Here is a 17,694-nt window from a genome sequence, read left to right as displayed (position 1 = left end):
GTTCGTTAATCCACATACTTTGAGCCGGTTCACACTTTTAATGAAAATTGCAGAAAATTTTCACGATGAGTTATGTAGACTGGCCGCCATTTATTCTGAGGCACTCGTACTACATGGCTGAATTCGAAACCACTTTTACTGATCTGGGCCTGAAGGCTCCTATCCTTGAAGCCCTTAACGATCTGGGTTACGAAAAACCATCTCCAATCCAGGCTGAGTGTATTCCGCACCTGCTTGGCGGTCGCGACGTTCTGGGTATGGCCCAGACCGGTAGCGGTAAAACTGCAGCGTTCTCTCTCCCGCTGCTAAACAACCTTGATCCAGAGCTGAAAGCACCGCAGATCCTGGTGCTGGCCCCGACCCGCGAACTGGCGGTTCAGGTAGCTGAAGCGATGACGGACTTCTCTAAACATATGCATGGCGTAAACGTGGTGGCCCTTTACGGCGGCCAGCGTTATGACGTGCAGCTGCGCGCCCTGCGTCAGGGCCCACAAATTGTTGTGGGTACCCCGGGCCGCCTGCTGGATCACTTGAAGCGTGGCACGCTGAACCTGTCCAACCTGAAAGGTCTGGTACTGGACGAAGCGGATGAGATGCTGCGTATGGGCTTCATCGAAGACGTTGAAACCATCATGGCGCAGATCCCGGCTGACCATCAGACCGCGCTGTTCTCCGCGACCATGCCGGAAGCGATTCGTCGCATTACCAAACGCTTTATGAACGAGCCGCAGGAAGTGCGTATTCAGTCCAGCGTTACCACGCGCCCGGACATCAGCCAGAGCTACTGGTCTGTCTACGGCATGCGTAAAAACGAAGCGCTGGTACGTTTCCTGGAAGCGGAAGACTTTGATGCGGCGATCATCTTCGTCCGTACCAAAAACGCGACCCTGGAAGTGGCCGAAGCGCTTGAGCGCAGCGGTTACAGCAGCGCCGCGCTGAACGGCGACATGAACCAGTCTCTGCGTGAGCAGACCCTGGAGCGTCTGAAAGACGGTCGTCTGGATATCCTGATTGCAACCGACGTTGCGGCCCGTGGCCTTGACGTTGAACGTATCAGCCTGGTAGTAAACTACGATATCCCGATGGATTCCGAGTCTTACGTTCACCGTATCGGCCGTACCGGTCGTGCAGGTCGTGCGGGTCGCGCACTGCTGTTCGTTGAGAACCGCGAGCGTCGTCTGCTGCGTAACATCGAACGCACCATGAAGCTGACCATTCCGGAAGTGGAACTGCCGAACGCAGAACTGCTGAGCGAGCGCCGTCTGGCTAAGTTTGCCGCCAAAGTACAGCAGCAGCTGGAAAGCAGCGATCTGGATCAGTACCGTGCACTGCTGGCGAAAATCCAGCCGGTTGCGGAAGAAGAGCTGGATATCGAAACGCTGGCCGCAGCACTGCTGAAAATGGCTCAGGGTGAGCGTCCGCTTATTCTGCCGCCGGATGCACCGATGCGTCCTAAGCGTGAGTTCCGCGAGCGCGATGACCGTTTCGAACGCCGTGGCGATCGTAACGACCGTGGTCCGCGTGGCGACCGTCCGGAGCGTGGTGGTGAAGACCGTCCGCGTCGCGAACGTCGTGAAGTGGGCGACATGGAGCTGTATCGCATCGAAGTGGGTCGCGATGATGGCGTTGAAGTTCGTCATATCGTTGGCGCGATTGCTAACGAAGGCGACATCAGCAGCCGTTACATCGGTAACATCAAGCTGTTTGCTTCTCACTCCACCATCGAGCTGCCGAAAGGCATGCCGGGCGAAGTGCTGCAGCACTTTACCCGTACGCGTATTCTGAACAAACCGATGAATATGCAGCTGATGGGTGATGCACAGCCGCGTACCGGCGGTGAGCGTCGCGGTGGCAACGGCGGTGGCCGTGGTTTCGGTGGCGAACGTCGTGAAGGTGGCGCACCGCGTCCGGAAGGCGCACGTGGCGAAGGTCGTCGTTTCAGCGGCGAACGCCGTGAAGGCGGCCGTAGCTTCGGTGGCGAACGTCGTGACAGCCGTGGTCCGCGTCGTGAAGATGCACCGACCCGTCGTCGTGATGCGTAATCGCTAAAAGCGTAAAGTAAATAATACAGTCCCGGTCATTGCGATCGGGACTTTTTTTATCCTCTTTGTACTCATGTACTGGTACAATGCTGCACAGTAACAGATCCCGTAGATTTTGCCTCAAGGATGCATCCGCATGACGACCGCAGCACTTTCACGCCAGACGCCCTCCACTTTTGCAGGAATTGTCATTATTGGCGGCACCATTATCGGTGCCGGTATGTTTTCACTTCCGGTGGTGATGTCAGGTGCCTGGTTTTTCTGGTCGCTTGCCGCGCTGGTGTTCACCTGGTTCTGTATGCTGCACTCCGGGCTGATGATCCTTGAAGCCAACCTGAACTATCACGTGGGTGCCAGCTTCGATACCATGACCCGCGATCTGCTTGGCAACGTCTGGAATCGCATCAACGGCCTGTCCATCGCCTTCGTGCTGTACATCCTGACCTACGCCTACATCTCGGCGAGCGGCTCGATTCTCCACCACACGCTGGGCGAGATGTCGATTTCCTTCCCGGCCCGGCTGGCGGGCGTGCTGTTTGCCCTGGCGGTGGCGTTTGTCGTCTGGCTCTCCACCCGCGCCGTCAGCCGCATGACGGCGATTGTACTCGGCGCGAAGGTGATTACCTTTTTCCTGACGTTCGGCAGCCTGCTGGGGCACGTCGAGCCGGCAACTCTGTTCAACGTCGCCGATACGCAGGCCAGCTACACGCCGTATCTGCTGATGACGCTGCCGTTCTGCCTCGCCTCATTCGGCTACCACGGCAACGTGCCGAGCCTGATGAAGTACTACGGTAAAAATCCGCGCGTTATCGTGCGTTGCCTGGTTGGCGGCACGCTGCTGGCGCTCGGGTTGTATGCGGTATGGCTGCTGGCGACGATGGGAAATATTCCCCGTCACGACTTCATCGCCATTGCGGACAAGGGCGGCAATATCGATGTGCTGGTCCAGGCGCTGAGCGGCGTGCTGAACAACCGCAGTCTGGATCTGCTGCTGGTGGTGTTTTCCAACTTTGCGGTAGCGAGTTCGTTTCTGGGTGTGACGCTGGGGCTGTTTGACTATCTTGCGGATCTGTTCGGGTTTGATGACTCGCGTCTGGGCCGTCTGAAAACCGCAGCCCTGACCTTTACTCCCCCGGTGATTGGCGGGCTGGTATGGCCGGACGGCTTTTTATATGCGATTGGCTACGCAGGGCTCGCGGCCACCGTCTGGGCGGCGATTGTTCCGGCGCTGCTGGCACGCGCCTCCCGTAAGCGCTTTGGCAGCCCACAGTTCAGGGTATGGGGCGGTACGCCGATGATCGTGCTGATTCTGATCTTTGGCGTTGGCAATGCGGTGGTGCATCTGATGTCGACTTTCGATCTGCTGCCGGTCTGGAAGTAACCCATAAAAAAGGTGGCGATGCCTGCGCGCCGCCACCTTATCACTCAGTGCTCCTGCCTGACGGGCAGGGAAGCCGCTTACCCTAGGAGTTCTTCTTTCACCTGCATGGCCAGATCGAAGGAGTGCAGTCGGGCGGCGTGATCGAAAATCTGCCCGTTAACCATAATCTCGTCGGCCTGAGTTTCACGCAGAACGGATTCCAGACCATGACGCACCTTCGCCTTATCCCCCACCAGCGACATGCTCAGCGCCTGCTGCACGCCGTACTGCTCAGATGGCGACCAGAAGCTCTCCATGTTGTCGATCGGCGGCGGTAGCTGCCCGGTTTCGCCCCGACGCAGCTTAACGAACGCCTGCTGCATAGAGGTAAACAGGAAGTCGGCGTCGCGGTTGCTGTCGGCAGCCACGATGTTGATGCAGACCATGGCGTAAGGCTTTTCGAGCCGCGCCGACGGCTTGAAGTGGGTTCGATAGAGATGCAGCGCCTGGAACAGCATATCGGGCGCGAAGTGCGACGCGAAGGCGAACGGCAGACCCATCTGCGCAGCCAGCTGTGCGCTGTAGAGGCTTGAACCGAGCAACCACACCGGAATGTGCGACCCGTAGCCGGGCACCGGACGCACCGGCGGATTGGGATCACGGGCGTCAAACCACTCCACCAGCTCCGCCACGTCGCGCGGGAAGTTATCGATATCACCGCTCATATGACGGCGCAGCGCCATCATGGTGCGCTGATCGCTGCCCGGCGCACGGCCCAGACCCAGATCGATGCGTCCGGGGTAGAGCGTGTTCAGGGTGCCAAACTGCTCGGCAATCACCAGCGGGGCGTGGTTTGGAAGCATCACGCCACCGGACCCGAGATGCAGCGTAGTGGTGTTGGCGGCGAGATAGCCAATCAGCACCGAGGTGGCGGCACTGGCGATCCCGGTCATGTTGTGGTGTTCCGCCAGCCAGAAGCGGTTATAGCCCCGGCGTTCAGCGAGGCGCGCCAGATCCAGCGAGTGGCTGAAGGCGTCGGCAGCGGTGGAACCCTGCGGGATAGGGGCGAGGTCCAGGACGGAGAAAGCTACGGTAGATTTTTCAGACATAACGGCTCACTTTGTTTTTTGCCTGCCGGCGTTAACCGGCGGCAACAGCATAGTCATCAGATTGAAGGTCTTCTTCCAGCCTGGCTCATTCCGGGCATTTTGCCCGGCGAGCCGCCAGAAAGCTGTCATTTCAATACTGCATGAAAAGCACCGCTACTGTGTTAACAAAGTGAGCTTTTATCAGGCCTGCAGCTCAAGCCCGGCGAGGCGGCGCCAGTAGCCGTTGCAGTCGCTGTTGGCGGTCAGCGGCAGCGGAGCGTCCCCGTTTTCGTTGGCGCGAAACGCATCGAGGGTCGCCAGGGTTTCCGGGCCGCTCGGCGACAGCCGCACCATATCCACCAGTCCCTGCATGCTGCGTAGCTCATTGCCGAGGTTATAGACGTAGCCGCTCATGGTCTGAATGCCGTTGAGCACGAACACCTGCTGATTTTCCTGCGAGTGTACCGCGCGCCCGTTGGGGTAGTTGATGCAGCAGGTTTCGCACTCGTCCTTCGGACGGTCCTCCGAGCGAGCGGTAAAGCAGCGGGCGGACCAGGCAAGCGGCAGATGACCGTAGCTCAGCACCTCCACTTCAAACCGATCGCGAATGCCCAACTGCTCGCACTGATCCAGCAGATGGCTCAGCCAGTCGCGTGACAGCTCCACCGGCATACACCAGCGCGTCATGCCCTGTTTGAGCAGAATGTTGAGCGTAACCGCGTTGTAGCAGTTGAGCGCATGGCCGGCGACGAACGGCAGACGGCGTTCGGCGGCCATGTTGACCGTGCCGAGATCGTTGGCTTCAATCAGGAAATCGCCGTTGTCCACGTAGCGTTTCACCTCTGCCAGCTCGGAAGGGGCCTGCATCAGCCCGAGCGTGGAGAGCACCACCTGTTTGCCGGAAGCGGCAAGCTGACGGGCCATCTCCAGCCACTCGCCGGTTTTGGTGGCGCGGCGCTTGCTGCACACCGTTTCGCCGAGATAAATCACATCGGCGCTGCTGGTCGCGGCCTGCTGGTAAAACGCCTCAAGCGTCGCTTTTGGCCAGTACCAGAGTACGGGCCCGAGGGAATATTTCATCGAAACTCCTTTACTGCCATTTACGGTGATAGGCGCCAAGCGTGGTTTGCGTGCCTTCTGCCATCGCACCGAGGGTCTGCATCCACTCTTCCTGCGGCATGAAGTCGCTCGGGTTCGCCATACAGCGATCGATAGCCTCCCGCCAGACGCGAGCGACCTGGCTTACATAGGCCGGACTGCGCTGACGCCCCTCGATTTTTACCGACGCGATGTTTGCCGCCAGCAGCTCAGGCAGCAGCTCCAGGGTATTGAGGCTGGTAGGCTCCTCCAGCGCGTGGTAACGCTGACCATCAACCTGATAGCGCCCTTTGCACAGCGTCGGGTAGCCGGCGTTCTCCCCGTCGGCATAGCGGTCAATCAGCACATTGTTCAGCCGTGACTCCAGCCCCTGAGGCGTTTGCTGCCAGCGAACAAAGCGCGCCGGCGAACAGGCTCCGACGGTGTTGGGGGATTCGCCGGTTAGCCAGGAGGAGAGGTAGCAGCGCCCCTCGGCCATGATGCACAGGCTGCCGAAGGCGAATACCTCCAGCGGCACCGGCGTGACGCGCGCCAGCTGTTTAACCTGGTGAATGGAGAGCACGCGCGGCAGCACCACCCGGGCGACGTCAAAATGGTTGTGATAGAAGCGAATTGCCTCTTCGTTAGTGGCGGAGGCCTGCACCGACACGTGGCGCTCAATGTGCGGGTAGCGCGTCGCGGCATACTCCAGCATCGCCAGGTCGGCCAGAATCAGGGCATCGGCACCCAGCTGCGCGGCCATGTCCACGGCGCGCTGCCAGCGCGAGTAGCCGTCGGGGTGAGCGAAGGTGTTGATCGCGATATGCAGCTTGCGCTTGTGCTGATGAACGACGCTCACCGCTTCCTGGAGTTTCTTTTCGGTAAAGTTAAGCCCGGCAAAGTGGCGGGCGTTGGTATCGTCTTTCAGGCCAATATAAACGGCGTCTGCACCATTCTCGATGGCCGCCTTGAGGGCCGGAAGGTTACCGGCGGGGCAAAGCAACTCCATAGGATTCCCTGCTGTGGTTGGAATGACGCACTGCGCCTTTGCGCTGCCTGATTTTTAAGCAGCAAAAATGTTAAGTGAAGGGGGATTTTAGTTAACCCTTTGCGAATAATTTTTGATTTAAGCCAGTTATTGACGTATTGATGGCATCCATAAAGGGGTAGCCTGACCTGGCCGATAGTTGATTTATGCCACTATCCGCTGTGGCGTATATGGCACAATGACCGGATATATTTTTTACGAGGAGCAGGATACGTGTTGAATACACTTCGTTCGCGTCTGGTTCGTTCCGGACCATCTTTGTTGAAAACGCCGGTAAAAATGGTGCCGTTCACGCTGAAGCGCCAGGTGCTGGAGCAACTGCTTCACTGGCAGCTCGGTAAAGCGCTGGCGGAAGGCGAACTTGAGTTTCTCGAAGGGCGCTGGCTGAGCATTACGGTACGCGATATCGGCCTGTCGTGGTGTACCTCGGTTGAAAATGAGCGGCTGGTGGTGCGGGAAACGGCACCGGCAGACGTCAGCTTCAGCGCCGACGCCAGCGATCTGCTGATGATCGCCGCCCGCAAGCAGGATCCTGATACCCTCTTTTTCCAGCGCCGTCTCATCATTGAGGGGGATACCGAGCTGGGCCTGTATGTTAAAAATCTGATGGATACCATCGAGCTTGATGCGATGCCAAAACCGCTGCGTTTTATGCTGATGCAGATGGCCGATTTCGTTGAGGCGGGGATGAAAACCGCGCCCGCCACCCAGACTACTTCCGTAGGTGAAGCATGTTAATTCGTGTCGAAATACCGATTGATGCACCGGGCATCGATGCGCTGCTGCGTCGGGCGTTTTCCCGTGACGCCGAAGCGGCGCTGATCCGCGATCTGCGTGAGGATGGCCTGCTGACGCTTGGCGTGGTGGCGACTGACGACGAAGGGCAGGTAGTCGGCTATGCCGCGTTCAGCCCGGTGGCGGTGGAAGGGGAAGAGCTACAGTGGGTGGCGCTGGCGCCGCTCGCGATTGATGAGCACTATCGCGGCCAGGGGCTGGGCAGCCAGTTGGTGTACGAGGGGCTCGATTCCCTGAATGAGTTTGGCTATGCGGCTGTCGTCACCCTTGGCGAGCCGGCGTTTTATAGCCGGCTGGGCTTCGAACCCGCGGCGCGTTACGGTCTGCGCTGCCGCTGGCCGGGTGCCGAAGCCGCCTTCCAGCTGCGTGCGCTGGCAGACGACGCCCTGAGCGGCGTCAGTGGTCACGTCGAGTATCAGGAGCACTTCAACCGTCTGTAAGCGCGCAGCCGGAGGAGGGCATCAGGCCGCCCACCAGTTCTGCCAGCGTCGCGCTTCCCGCCACCAGCTGCTCTTTCTGTCGCTTCGGCAGCTGCTTAATCCGATACTCCGCCCGCAGTGCGGCGGAGCGATCGCCAATCAACGTCGTGAATACCATCGCCAGCTCGCCTTTACCGCGCAGCGCCCGCGCGCCTTTGCCCTGCTGATGCTGACGCAGGCGACGTTCGGGATCGGTGGTGATGCCGGTATAGAGGCGGTTATCCGCCGTGCGAATAAGATAGAGGTACCAGGGTGACATTGGGCGCTGTGTATCGGTCAGGAATGACGCTACCCTATCATAGCTGTTGCGCCAACGGCACATGTCATTACACAGGAGAACGCGTGGACAATCTGGAAAAAATCAGCCTTTGGCTGGCGAAGCAACACGTGGTGAGCTGGTGCGTCGCCAACCCGGAGGAGATGTGGTGCGCCAACGCTTTTTACTATTACGATCCGCAGCGCGTGGCATTCTGGCTGCTCAGCGACACCCACACCCGGCATGGCAGACTGACCGGCTCGGCGGCCAGGGTGGCGGGCACGGTAAACGGCCAGCCTAAAACGGTAGCATTGATTCGGGGCGTACAGTTTGCAGGGCAAATCCGCCTGCTGGAAGGGGCAGAAAGCGACGCGGCGCGAAGCCAGTACTGTCGCCGCTTTCCGGTCGCCAGGGCGATGTCAGCGCCGGTATGGGAAATCCGGCTTGATGAACTGAAGTTCACCGACAACACCCTGGGCTTTGGCAAAAAATTTTACTGGGCGCGTGACCCGTCAGGCACCGAGCAGGCGTAGCGCCTCGCGGTTAAACGCTGGCAGATCGTCCGGGGTCCGGCTGGTCACCAGCTGATCCTTGTCGATTACTACTTCCTGATCGTGGAACTCCGCCCCGGCGTTTTTCACGTCGATGACGATCGCTTTCACGGTAGTCAGCTTACGTCCGCGGATCACGTCTGCGCTGATCAGCAGCTGTGGGCCGTGGCAGATGGCGAACACCGGCTTGCCGCTGTTAACGAAATCGCGCGTGAAGGAGACAAAACGTTCGTCGCTACGCAGTGAATCCGGCGAATGTCCGCCCGGCAGCAGCAGCGCGTCGAACTCGTCAGGCGTGACGTCATCAATCGACTTATCGATGGTGACTTCCGCTTCCCCTTTCTTGCCTTTGATAGTATTACCGGCTTGTTTTTCAATAGTGACCACCTCGTGGCCCGCTTTACGGAACGCCTCAGCCGGAGAGGTGAACTCTGAATCTTCAAACTCGTCGGTGATCAAGACTGCAATCTTCTTGCTCATATTTCCTCCGCTGTTTTTGTTTCAGATGCATCATGCTGTGAGGTAATTCACCGTAAATGGTAAATAATTAACAAACACAGGTTATTAAGCCTGGTACAGGCACACCACATTGCAACACGGACTTATCTGTAAAGGGGGCAACATGAGCCGCATACTGATTACCGGTGCGACAGGGCTGGTGGGCGGGCATCTGATTCGGATGCTTAACGACGATGCGCGCGTGACGCAGATTGTGGCACCGACCCGGCGCCCGTTGCCGGCGATGCGCAAGGTCGTCAATCCGCGCGATCCCCAGTTGACCGATGTGCTGACGCAGCTTACTGAACCGGTGGATATCGTATTCAGCTGTCTCGGGACCACGCGCCGCGAGGCGGGCAGCAAAGAAGCCTTTATCCTGGCGGACTATACGCTGGTGGTGGACACCGCCCTGGCCGGGCTGCGTCTTGGCGCAAAGCATATGCTGGTGGTCAGCGCGCTCGGCGCCAGCCAGCGATCGCTGTTTTTCTACAACCGCGTGAAAGGGGAGATGGAAGCCTCACTGATTGCGCAGCAGTGGCCGCGGCTGACCATTGCTCGCCCGTCAATGTTGCTGGGCGACCGTGAAAAGCACCGCTTTAACGAATCGCTGTTTTCACCCCTGTTTCGCCTGCTGCCGGGGAAATGGCGTGCGATTGAGGCCAGAGACGTTGCCCGCGCCCTGATTAACGAAGCGTTTTCCCCGGCCCATGATGCCGTCACCATTCTGGATGCCGGTCAATTGCATGAGAAAGCAGGCCATTCGCCGCTGATTTAGCCCTTTTAATGCACCTGTCCCAGGCGTAGTATGAGCGCGATTTTAAAAACGTTTCATTACAAATTGCCACTCAGGGGTATGTTATGGCTGGTCAGTCTTCATCTCTTGCGGTTAAACCAGTCGTCTGGTGGAAACCCGCGCTTTTCTTTCTGGTCGTTATCGTCGGCCTCTGGTACGTAAAATGGCAGCCGTATTACGGCAAAGCTTTTACCGCCTCTGAAACCCACAGCATCGGAAAATCCATTCTTGATAACGCCAGCGACAGCCCGTTCCGCGCCGCGCTGGATTACGCTATGGTCTATTTTCTCGCCGTCTGGAAAGCCGCTGTGTTGGGCGTGCTGTTAGGCTCGCTGGTGCAGGTGCTGATCCCGCGCAACTGGCTGGTGCACACCCTGGGCCAGCGCCAGCTCTCCGGCACCCTGTTCGGGACGCTGCTGTCGCTGCCGGGCATGATGTGCAGCTGCTGTGCCGCGCCGGTAACGGCGGGCATGCGCCGTCAGTCGGTCTCGGTGGGCGGTGCGCTGGCGTTCTGGATGGGCAACCCGCTGCTCAACCCGGCGACGCTGGTCTTTATGGGATTTGTGCTGGGCTGGAACTTCGCGTTTGTGCGTCTGCTGGCCGGTTTGTTAACCGTGGTTGGCGTCGCGCTGCTGGTGCAGCATTACACCAAAGATGACGCGCCGGTTATCGTGGATATGCCTGCCGAAGAGAACGTGGTGGAAGCGCACTTCCTGCGCCGCTGGGGCAGCGCGCTGTGGACCCTGTTCTGGAGCACCATTCCGGTTTACGTGCTGGCGGTACTGGTGCTGGGTGCGGCACGCGTCTGGCTGTTCCCGCATGCCGATGCCGGTATTGATAACACGCTGTTCTGGGTGGTAGCGATGGCGATTGCCGGCTGCCTGTTCGTGATCCCGACCGCGGCCGAAATCCCGATCGTACAGACTATGATGATGGCGGGCATGGGCGTAGCGCCTGCGCTGGCGCTGCTGATTACGCTGCCTGCGGTAAGCCTGCCGTCGCTCATCATGCTGCGCAAGTCATTCCCGGCGAAAGCGCTGTGGCTGACCGGTGGGTTAGTGATATTGAGCGGGGTTATTCTCGGAAGCGTCGCACTTATCTGATGCGCGATTCCCCCTCACGGGCGTGAGGGGGAGAACAGATTATTTCAAAATCGTAAACGCGGTGGTGACGTGCTTCACCCCGCTGACGCGGCTGGCGGTATCCGCCGCGGCCTGCCCTTCACGTTCGGTCACCAGGCCGAGCAGGAACACTTCCCCGTTTTCGGTCGTCACTTTCACGTTGGACGATTTTACCTGATCGCTAGCCAGCAGCTGCGAACGCACTTTGGTGGTGATCCAGGTGTCGTTAGACGCGGTACCAAGGCCAATCGGCTGGCCGTTACGGATTTCGTTATACACTTCCGTCGCACCGTCCACGCCCATCGCAATCTGCTTCGCGCGCGCGGCCAGATCGCTTGACGGCGACTGCCCAGTCAGCAGCACTTTGCCCTGATAAGCGGTGACGTTGATACGCGCATCTTTTTTGATCTGCTGGTCTTTATCCAGTGCGTTGTTCACGCGAACTTCGAGCGTACCGTCATCAACCTGAGTACCGACGGAACGCGGGTCGGTGGCGGTTTTGGTGGCGACAGCGGCGCTGCCTACCACAACGGCACCCACACAACCCTGTAGCAGCAAAGCTGAAATCAAAATGGCCAGTGGCGTTAATGCCTTCATGAGTGCTCCTTAATCATCCTGGTGTGGAAAAAGCGTGTTATCGATCAGATCGCATAAGCAGTTCACCGTCAGCATATGCATCTCGTGGATGCGCGCGCTGCGGTGAGAGGGAATACGAATTTCCACATCCTGTGGCCCCAGCAGTCCGGCAAGCTCGCCGCCGTCATAGCCGGTAAGCGCCACGATGGTCATATCGCGGGTGACTGCCGCTTCGACGGCTTTGACAATATCACGACTGTTGCCGCGGGTAGAAATCGCCAGCAGCACGTCTCCGGCGTGGCCGAGGGCGCGCACCTGCTTGGCATAGATCTCTTCGTGCATGCGGTCGTTGGCAATGGCCGTCAACACCACGTTATCGGTGCTCAGCGCCAGAGCCGGCAGGCTGGGACGCTCCGTTTCGAAGCGGTTAATCATGCTGGCAGCAAAATGCTGTGCGTTGGCCGCTGACGTGCCGTTGCCACAGCAGAGAATTTTGTTACCGTTGAGCAGAGATTGAACCAGCGCCATGGCCGCACGGGAAATCGCATCTGGCAGCGCTTCCGCCGCCGCAATCTGAGTTTGAATGCTTTCCGTAAAGCAGACTTTTATTCTTTCGAGCACGATGGTCCTTTCAAAAGTAAGCGGGTGAAGCGGGATATCGCACCGCCGAAAACAGCGGCTGCGCAAGCGTGACGCGATATCGGGTGACCTGGTTGTTTATTACCGCGCGACGCACCTGACGTCGGGCATCAGGCGGGGAGCGCAAAAGCGTTCACAATCCACTCTACGTCGTCGCCGGTGAAGGCTAACACATCAAACCGGCAATCCACAGTATCAAAACTACCGGAATGTCTGGCGAGCCATAACCTGGCGGTGCGCAACAGCGTGTGCTGTTTAGCGGGCGTTACGCTGGCCGCGGCACCGCCGTAAAGCGCGGAGCGACGGTAGCGCACTTCGATAAACACCGTGACCCGCTGGTGACGCATAATCAGGTCGATTTCGCCGCCGCGCTCGCGCACGTTGGCAGCGATAAACTGCAGTCCCTTGCCTTCCAGCCAGGCGCGCGCCCGTGTTTCATAGGCCGCGCCCGTCTGTTGACGGCTTAACTGGCCGGAACGATTTGCCCCTGCTGGTATTTGAGCCACGTTAACTTCCTGTTAATCACGCACTCCGGCGTGGCGGTCAGCTCACCGGTGTTACCCGCCAGATGGAAGCCAGGCACCTGGCGCATCTGAGAGAAGTGGTTTGCCAGCGACCAGGCATCGACGCCCATCGCATACAGACGAGCCAGGGAGTAATCGTTATTGACCGCTGAGAGCGCCTGCTGTTGCAGGGAAGGGTTGGCGCCGGTCAGCATCGGGATATCGCTGAACTGCATACCTTCCATCTCCAGACGGAAGTCTGCCCCTGCGCCGCCTTGCGCGCTGCGCGAGCTGGCATAGAGCGTGGCACCGGTCTGGCTGCCCGCGCGCATGGCGATCATCGGTTTGATCAGGGCAACTTCATCCTGGGTCGCGACGATGTAGACCCCGTCCACCTTGCCGCTGCCAGCGGTGATCTGCGCATCGGTCGGCGGCGCCGGAATCGTCAGGCCACCGATGGTGACGGCTTCCTGCTGCGGAAGGCTGGCGCTAACCGGGCTGCCGGTCAGGGCAATGCCGGAGCCGCTATTGATGCCCATTTTCAGCTCGGCGGTAGAGCCAAATTTCTGCTCCAGCACGATGCCGCCGCCCAGCTTGCTCCACTCAGAGGCGAATGCGCTGGTAACGCGGCTACCCAGCGCGCTGCGCGGTACCAGCAGCAGCGGGGCGCGTTTCCCCTCCTGCCACATGTGGTTCGCCGCATCGCGGGCTTCATCTTCCGGCGACAGCGCGAAGTAGCAGATATTCGCGCGGCTTTCGACGTTCTCTGGCTGGTTGAGCGCCAGTACGTTAAGCGGGGTATTGCTTTTCAGCAGCTCGTCGACGCTGTTTTTCAACAGCGGGCCTACCACGATGCTGGCGCCATCCTGTTGAACCTGGGTCAGCACCTGAGCCAGCGGTTGAGAGCTGGTATCGTAGATTTTCAGCTCCGCGCCGGGATTGGCTGGTGCGGCAGCGGTTGCGGCGGGCTGCGCGGCAGCCGGCTGTTCCGCTTGTGCCGCCGGCGCGTCCGTTTCATTGGTGAGGTCGTTCACCGCGGCCTGCGACGGGCTGGCGACGGCATCCGGCGCCTGCACCGGCTGCGGTGCGCTGGCAGGCTCGGCGGCGGGCGCGCTGACCGGCGTCACCGGGCTGAGGGCCGCGTTTTTCGCGGCTTCAAACCCCTGCTGGATGGCACGACCAAACACGGCCGCCTGGCCGTTGAGCGGCAGCAGCAGGGCGATCTTATTGGCGGAGGCCGGCTGGTATTTCTGCACGTTGGTCAGCGGCGTCGGCAGCTGCTTCGCCCCCGGGTTGTTAGGGTAGCGGGTCTGCCAGTCGCGGATGGCGGCTTTCATCAGCTCAGGATCGTTGCGGTTGTCAAACCAGACGCGCTGCAAATCAAGCCAGCCCTGCAGGGTGTTTTCATCGGCGTTGATCACCAGCGCATTGGCCTGTTCCGGCGTCATCTGCGACAGCACCTGCCAGGTGGTATCAATGTTTTTCTGTTTGTCTGCCCCTGAGACCAGCGGCTCTTCGGCAATCAGCGCGCGCAGCAGGGTGAGCGACGGGCGCCCTTCGCTGGCGACGATGACGGCGTGCCAGTAGCGCGCCTGCTGAGCGGTGTCGAGGGCGTCAGGTTTCATGTTGTTAAGCTGCGCCGTAGCGGCAGGGTAGTTGCGCTGCGCCAGTTTGATTTCCGCGTCGAGCAGCCCCTGCTCGTTACGCTGGGCGTCGTCCAGCGCCTGAGGGAGCTGATTGAACAGCGCGATGGCGCGATCGGTCTTGCCTTCTTTCAGCAGTGCACGAATGGCAAGTAATTGCCAGTTGGTCTTGCTATCATCAGACGCCTGCTGCATCTGGTTAAGATAGTAGCCGGAATCCGCTTCGGCTTTCCCTTGCATATGCGGTGTAGTCTGATCCGGTGCCTGGGTGCCACAGCCAGCAAAAAACAGCGTCGCCAGCACGAGAGGCAGACAGCGCGCGGCTTTAGAACGATAAAATATCGACGGTACCATAACGTATCCAATGTTATTTTTTACTCAATGCTCAATAGTAAATCGGCAAAACGGACGAAACAATGAAACAACACGATTCCGCGGAGAATTCTCAGGGCAAGCTGTACATCGTGCCGACGCCAATCGGCAACCTGGGCGACATTACCCAGCGGGCGCTTGATGTCCTGCAATCCGTTGACCTTATCGCCGCCGAAGATACCCGTCATACCGGTTTATTGCTGCAACATTTTGCGATTACTGCGCGGCTCTTCGCACTGCATGACCATAACGAGCAGCAAAAAGCGCAAACCCTGCTGGCGAAGCTGCAGGATGGGCTGAATATCGCGCTGGTGTCCGATGCCGGTACGCCGCTGATTAACGATCCTGGCTACCATCTGGTGCGCACCTGCCGCGAAGCGGGCGTGCAGGTGGTGCCGCTGCCTGGCCCCTGTGCGGCCATTGCGGCACTGAGCGCCGCAGGCTTACCGTCGGACCGTTTTTGCTATGAGGGCTTCCTGCCGGCCAAATCCAAAGGGCGTCGCGACACGCTGCGCGCGCTGGAGCAGGAGCCGCGCACCCTGATTTTTTACGAATCCACCCATCGTCTGCTCGAAAGCCTGGAGGACATCTGCTCCGAACTGGGGGAATCGCGCTACGTGGTGCTGGCGCGGGAGATCACCAAAACCTGGGAGTCGATTCACGGCGCGCCGATCGGTGAGCTGCTGGCCTGGGTGAAAGAGGATGACAACCGTCGCAAAGGCGAAATGGTGTTGATTGTTGAAGGGTTCAAAGCGCAGGAAGAGGCCTTGCCCGCCGATGCGTTGCGCACCCTGGCGCTGTTGCAGGCTGAACTGCCGCTGAAAAAGGCCGCCGCGCTGGCCGCCGAGATCCACGGCGTGAAGAAGAACGCGCTCTACAAATATGCGCTTGAGCAGCAGGGCGAATAACCCGCGCCGCCCATAAAAAAGCACGGCGTATGCCGTGCTTTTTTTTCGCGCTGATATCAGGTCACCGGCGCCGGGTTGAACACCGCCAGCTGGTTATGCAGCCCCCACTGATCGGAAAAGGTCTTTTTGCGTCCGCTCGCCACATCAAGAATGAAGTGGAACAGCTTCCAGCCCACGTCCTCGATACTCTCTTCCCCGGTGGCGATCGTGCCGGCGTTGATGTCCATCAGATCGTACCAACGGTTCGCCAGCTCGGTGCGGGTCGCCATTTTGATCACCGGCACCGCCATCAGGCCATACGGCGTGCCGCGTCCGGTTGTGAATACCTGCACGGTAATGCCGGATGCCACCTGCTGGGTGCCGCACACGAAGTCGCTGGCCGGCGTGGCGGCGTAAATCAGGCCGCGTTTCGTCGGGCGCTGACCGGGCGAGAGCACCTCGGAGATGGCGCTTTTACCGGACTTGGCAATCGAGCCGAGCGCTTTTTCCACCACGTTGGCCAGGCCGCCTTTTTTATTGCCCGGCGACGGGTTAGCGCTGCGATCGGTTTGCCCTAAATCCAGATAGTTGTCATACCACGCCATCTCTTCGAGCAGCCGCTTTCCGACCTCTTCGTTGATGGCGCGCGGCGTCAGGAGATGGATGGCGTCGCGCACTTCGGTCACTTCTGAGAACATCACCGTTCCGCCGCAGCGAACCAGCAGGTCGGAGGCGAAGCCCACCGCCGGGTTAGCGGTTACGCCGGAGAAGGCATCGCTGCCGCCGCACTGCATGCCCACCACCAGCTCCGAGGCCGGGCAGGTTTCGCGTTGACGCTGGTTCAGTTTTGCCAGATGGCGTTCGGCCACGCGCAGGATGTCGTCCACCATTGAGCGGAAACCGACGTGCTGCTCATCCTGCAGCCGCACGATGCTGGCGTCGTCCACGGCGATAGCCTGCACGTCCTCAGTGCCCTGCAGCAGGCGCTCCGGCTGGAGCTTCTCACAGCCGAGGCCGATGACCATCACCTCGCCGCCGAAGTTCGGATTCAGGGCGATGTTGTGGATGGTGCGGATGGGAATCACCGCCGCCGGGGCGTTGATCGCCACGCCGCAGCCGTACAGGTGATTCAGGCCGACAACGCCGTCAACGTTGGGATAGCGCGGCAGCAGATCGCGTTCGATAAGCTTGATGACGTAGTCCACCACCCCCGCCACGCAGTGCACGCTGGTGGTGATGCCAAGCAGATTTTTGGTACCCACGCTGCCGTCGGCGTTGCGATACCCTTCGAAGGTATAGCCGTCAAGCGGCGGCAGGGGTTCAGGTACGCGGGTGGCAAGCGGCAGCGTGTTGAGCGGCGGCGCCGTTGGCAGCTCGACCAGCGACTCTTCAATCCAGCTCCCGCGTGGGATCTCCCGCACCGCGTAGCCAATCACTTCGCCGTAACGCACGATTTCACCGTGGGCTGGAATGGTTTCCAGGGCAACTTTATGGCCCTGAGGAATATGCTCAACCAGTACCAGACCATCCGGGAAACGGGTCCCCGCTTTCAGTCCGTTATCATTCACTATTATCGCGACATTATCAGTGTCGTGAACTTTAATATAAAACGCCGCAGGGGGCTGTTGTTTAATTTCTATGCCGGCCATTGTTCACTATTCTCCAGCTTCAGGAAGTGAAATAAAACGTTCTTATTTTGGGGTGTTTATTAATTTATCTGAATCAGTCTGAGCGCAAGAATGTCAGGTGTGAATAAATAAGAATGTGATGGCGATCACTTATTGCCGCGACGCCGCGCCGTCACTGGGGGGCAAAAATAAAATCTGTGGCAGAGCGCCCATGCTTGTGTGCAAATGCACATGAAGCGAGTTTTTAAAGGCTTATTTATAAGGCTTATGCACAGTGCCGTGCTGGAGGCTGCTGCCTATACTGGTGAAGATTTCAGTAGGTTCTAAAAATTAGCTTT

The 17,694-nt window shown here is 59.3% G+C and carries 19 protein-coding genes; 9 read left to right on the top strand and 10 right to left on the bottom strand.

Features of this window, described 5'->3' with window-relative positions:
- Positions 1-40: 40 nt before the first annotated feature.
- The 3 genes from yrbN to mtr all read left to right on the top strand — a co-directional run bounded on the left by yrbN (position 41) and on the right by mtr (position 3,423).
- Positions 41-121: a protein YrbN gene (yrbN, locus tag DW58_RS20835; protein WP_106878144.1), complete on the top strand. Its 81-nt coding sequence runs from the start codon at positions 41-43 to the stop codon at positions 119-121.
- A complete protein-coding gene (locus tag DW58_RS03710; RefSeq protein ID WP_024548140.1) occupies positions 114-2,042 on the top strand; it encodes a DEAD/DEAH family ATP-dependent RNA helicase in 1,929 nt (642 codons plus the stop codon). The genes yrbN and DW58_RS03710 overlap by 8 nt, the downstream gene beginning before the upstream one ends.
- 136 nt (positions 2,043-2,178) lie before the next feature.
- On the top strand, positions 2,179-3,423 hold the full coding sequence (gene mtr, locus DW58_RS03705; protein WP_024548141.1) for a tryptophan permease: 1,245 nt from the start codon (positions 2,179-2,181) through the stop codon (positions 3,421-3,423).
- Positions 3,424-3,500: 77 nt separating this feature from the next.
- Here mtr and DW58_RS03700 read toward each other — a convergent pair whose 3' ends face one another.
- From DW58_RS03700 to ubiU, 3 genes are all read right to left on the bottom strand, one after another.
- Positions 3,501-4,511 (bottom strand): luciferase-like monooxygenase, encoded by a 1,011-nt coding sequence (locus tag DW58_RS03700; protein ID WP_024548142.1) that lies wholly within the window; start codon positions 4,509-4,511, stop codon positions 3,501-3,503.
- A gap of 180 nt (positions 4,512-4,691) precedes the next feature.
- Positions 4,692-5,570 (bottom strand): U32 family peptidase, encoded by an 879-nt coding sequence (locus tag DW58_RS03695; RefSeq protein ID WP_024548143.1) that lies wholly within the window; start codon positions 5,568-5,570, stop codon positions 4,692-4,694.
- A gap of 10 nt (positions 5,571-5,580) precedes the next feature.
- Positions 5,581-6,576: a ubiquinone anaerobic biosynthesis protein UbiU gene (gene ubiU / locus DW58_RS03690; protein ID WP_024548144.1), complete on the bottom strand. Its 996-nt coding sequence runs from the start codon at positions 6,574-6,576 to the stop codon at positions 5,581-5,583.
- A 252-nt stretch (positions 6,577-6,828) separates the two neighbouring features.
- Here ubiU and ubiT point away from each other — a divergent pair, with 252 nt between their 5' ends.
- Entirely contained in the window at positions 6,829-7,353 is a 525-nt protein-coding gene (ubiT, locus tag DW58_RS03685; RefSeq protein ID WP_024548145.1) for a ubiquinone anaerobic biosynthesis accessory factor UbiT, read from the top strand.
- A complete protein-coding gene (locus DW58_RS03680; RefSeq protein WP_024548146.1) occupies positions 7,347-7,850 on the top strand; it encodes a GNAT family N-acetyltransferase in 504 nt (167 codons plus the stop codon). The genes ubiT and DW58_RS03680 overlap by 7 nt, the downstream gene beginning before the upstream one ends.
- On the opposite strand, the gene DW58_RS03675 is transcribed toward DW58_RS03680, so the two are convergent.
- Complete coding sequence (locus tag DW58_RS03675; protein ID WP_024548147.1) at positions 7,837-8,148, bottom strand: GIY-YIG nuclease family protein; 312 nt, start codon at positions 8,146-8,148, stop codon at positions 7,837-7,839. The genes DW58_RS03680 and DW58_RS03675 overlap by 14 nt on opposite strands.
- Before the next feature lie 83 nt (positions 8,149-8,231).
- Here DW58_RS03675 and DW58_RS03670 point away from each other — a divergent pair, with 83 nt between their 5' ends.
- Positions 8,232-8,678 (top strand): YhbP family protein, encoded by a 447-nt coding sequence (locus DW58_RS03670; RefSeq protein ID WP_024548148.1) that lies wholly within the window; start codon positions 8,232-8,234, stop codon positions 8,676-8,678.
- On the opposite strand, the gene DW58_RS03665 is transcribed toward DW58_RS03670, so the two are convergent.
- Positions 8,658-9,176 (bottom strand): type 1 glutamine amidotransferase domain-containing protein, encoded by a 519-nt coding sequence (locus tag DW58_RS03665; protein WP_024548149.1) that lies wholly within the window; start codon positions 9,174-9,176, stop codon positions 8,658-8,660. The two genes, DW58_RS03670 and DW58_RS03665, sit on opposite strands and share 21 nt — an antisense overlap.
- A 142-nt stretch (positions 9,177-9,318) precedes the next feature.
- Here DW58_RS03665 and DW58_RS03660 point away from each other — a divergent pair, with 142 nt between their 5' ends.
- Complete coding sequence (locus tag DW58_RS03660; protein ID WP_024548150.1) at positions 9,319-9,969, top strand: NAD(P)H-binding protein; 651 nt, start codon at positions 9,319-9,321, stop codon at positions 9,967-9,969.
- 83 nt (positions 9,970-10,052) lie between these two features.
- Complete coding sequence (locus DW58_RS03655) at positions 10,053-11,090, top strand: permease (protein ID WP_024548151.1); 1,038 nt, start codon at positions 10,053-10,055, stop codon at positions 11,088-11,090.
- A 39-nt stretch (positions 11,091-11,129) separates the two neighbouring features.
- On the opposite strand, the gene dolP is transcribed toward DW58_RS03655, so the two are convergent.
- The 4 genes from dolP to DW58_RS03635 all read right to left on the bottom strand — a co-directional run bounded on the left by dolP (position 11,130) and on the right by DW58_RS03635 (position 14,823).
- Positions 11,130-11,705: a division/outer membrane stress-associated lipid-binding lipoprotein gene (gene dolP / locus DW58_RS03650; RefSeq protein WP_024548152.1), complete on the bottom strand. Its 576-nt coding sequence runs from the start codon at positions 11,703-11,705 to the stop codon at positions 11,130-11,132.
- A 9-nt stretch (positions 11,706-11,714) separates the two neighbouring features.
- A complete protein-coding gene (gene diaA / locus DW58_RS03645) occupies positions 11,715-12,305 on the bottom strand; it encodes a DnaA initiator-associating protein DiaA (protein ID WP_024548153.1) in 591 nt (196 codons plus the stop codon).
- Positions 12,306-12,433: 128 nt separating this feature from the next.
- On the bottom strand, positions 12,434-12,829 hold the full coding sequence (locus DW58_RS03640) for a YraN family protein (RefSeq protein WP_024548154.1): 396 nt from the start codon (positions 12,827-12,829) through the stop codon (positions 12,434-12,436).
- Positions 12,787-14,823 (bottom strand): penicillin-binding protein activator, encoded by a 2,037-nt coding sequence (locus DW58_RS03635; RefSeq protein WP_024548155.1) that lies wholly within the window; start codon positions 14,821-14,823, stop codon positions 12,787-12,789. Before DW58_RS03635 ends, DW58_RS03640 begins: the two co-directional genes overlap by 43 nt.
- Positions 14,824-14,885: 62 nt before the next feature.
- Here DW58_RS03635 and rsmI point away from each other — a divergent pair, with 62 nt between their 5' ends.
- Positions 14,886-15,749, top strand: coding sequence for a 16S rRNA (cytidine(1402)-2'-O)-methyltransferase (gene rsmI, locus DW58_RS03630; protein ID WP_024548156.1), 864 nt, complete (start codon positions 14,886-14,888; stop codon positions 15,747-15,749).
- Between the two features lie 56 nt (positions 15,750-15,805).
- Here the strand turns inward: rsmI and garD are convergent, their stop codons facing one another.
- The gene (garD, locus tag DW58_RS03625; protein WP_024548157.1) at positions 15,806-17,377 is read right to left on the bottom strand and encodes a galactarate dehydratase; all 1,572 of its coding nucleotides are present in this window, start codon (positions 17,375-17,377) and stop codon (positions 15,806-15,808) included.
- Positions 17,378-17,694 lie beyond the last annotated feature (317 nt).

Origin of the sequence: Siccibacter turicensis LMG 23730, from assembly GCF_000463155.2 — a bacterium.
Taxonomy (GTDB): Bacteria; Pseudomonadota; Gammaproteobacteria; order Enterobacterales; family Enterobacteriaceae; genus Siccibacter; species Siccibacter turicensis.
Note: the sequence above shows the minus strand (reverse complement) of the source record. Positions and strands in the feature narration are given on the sequence as shown.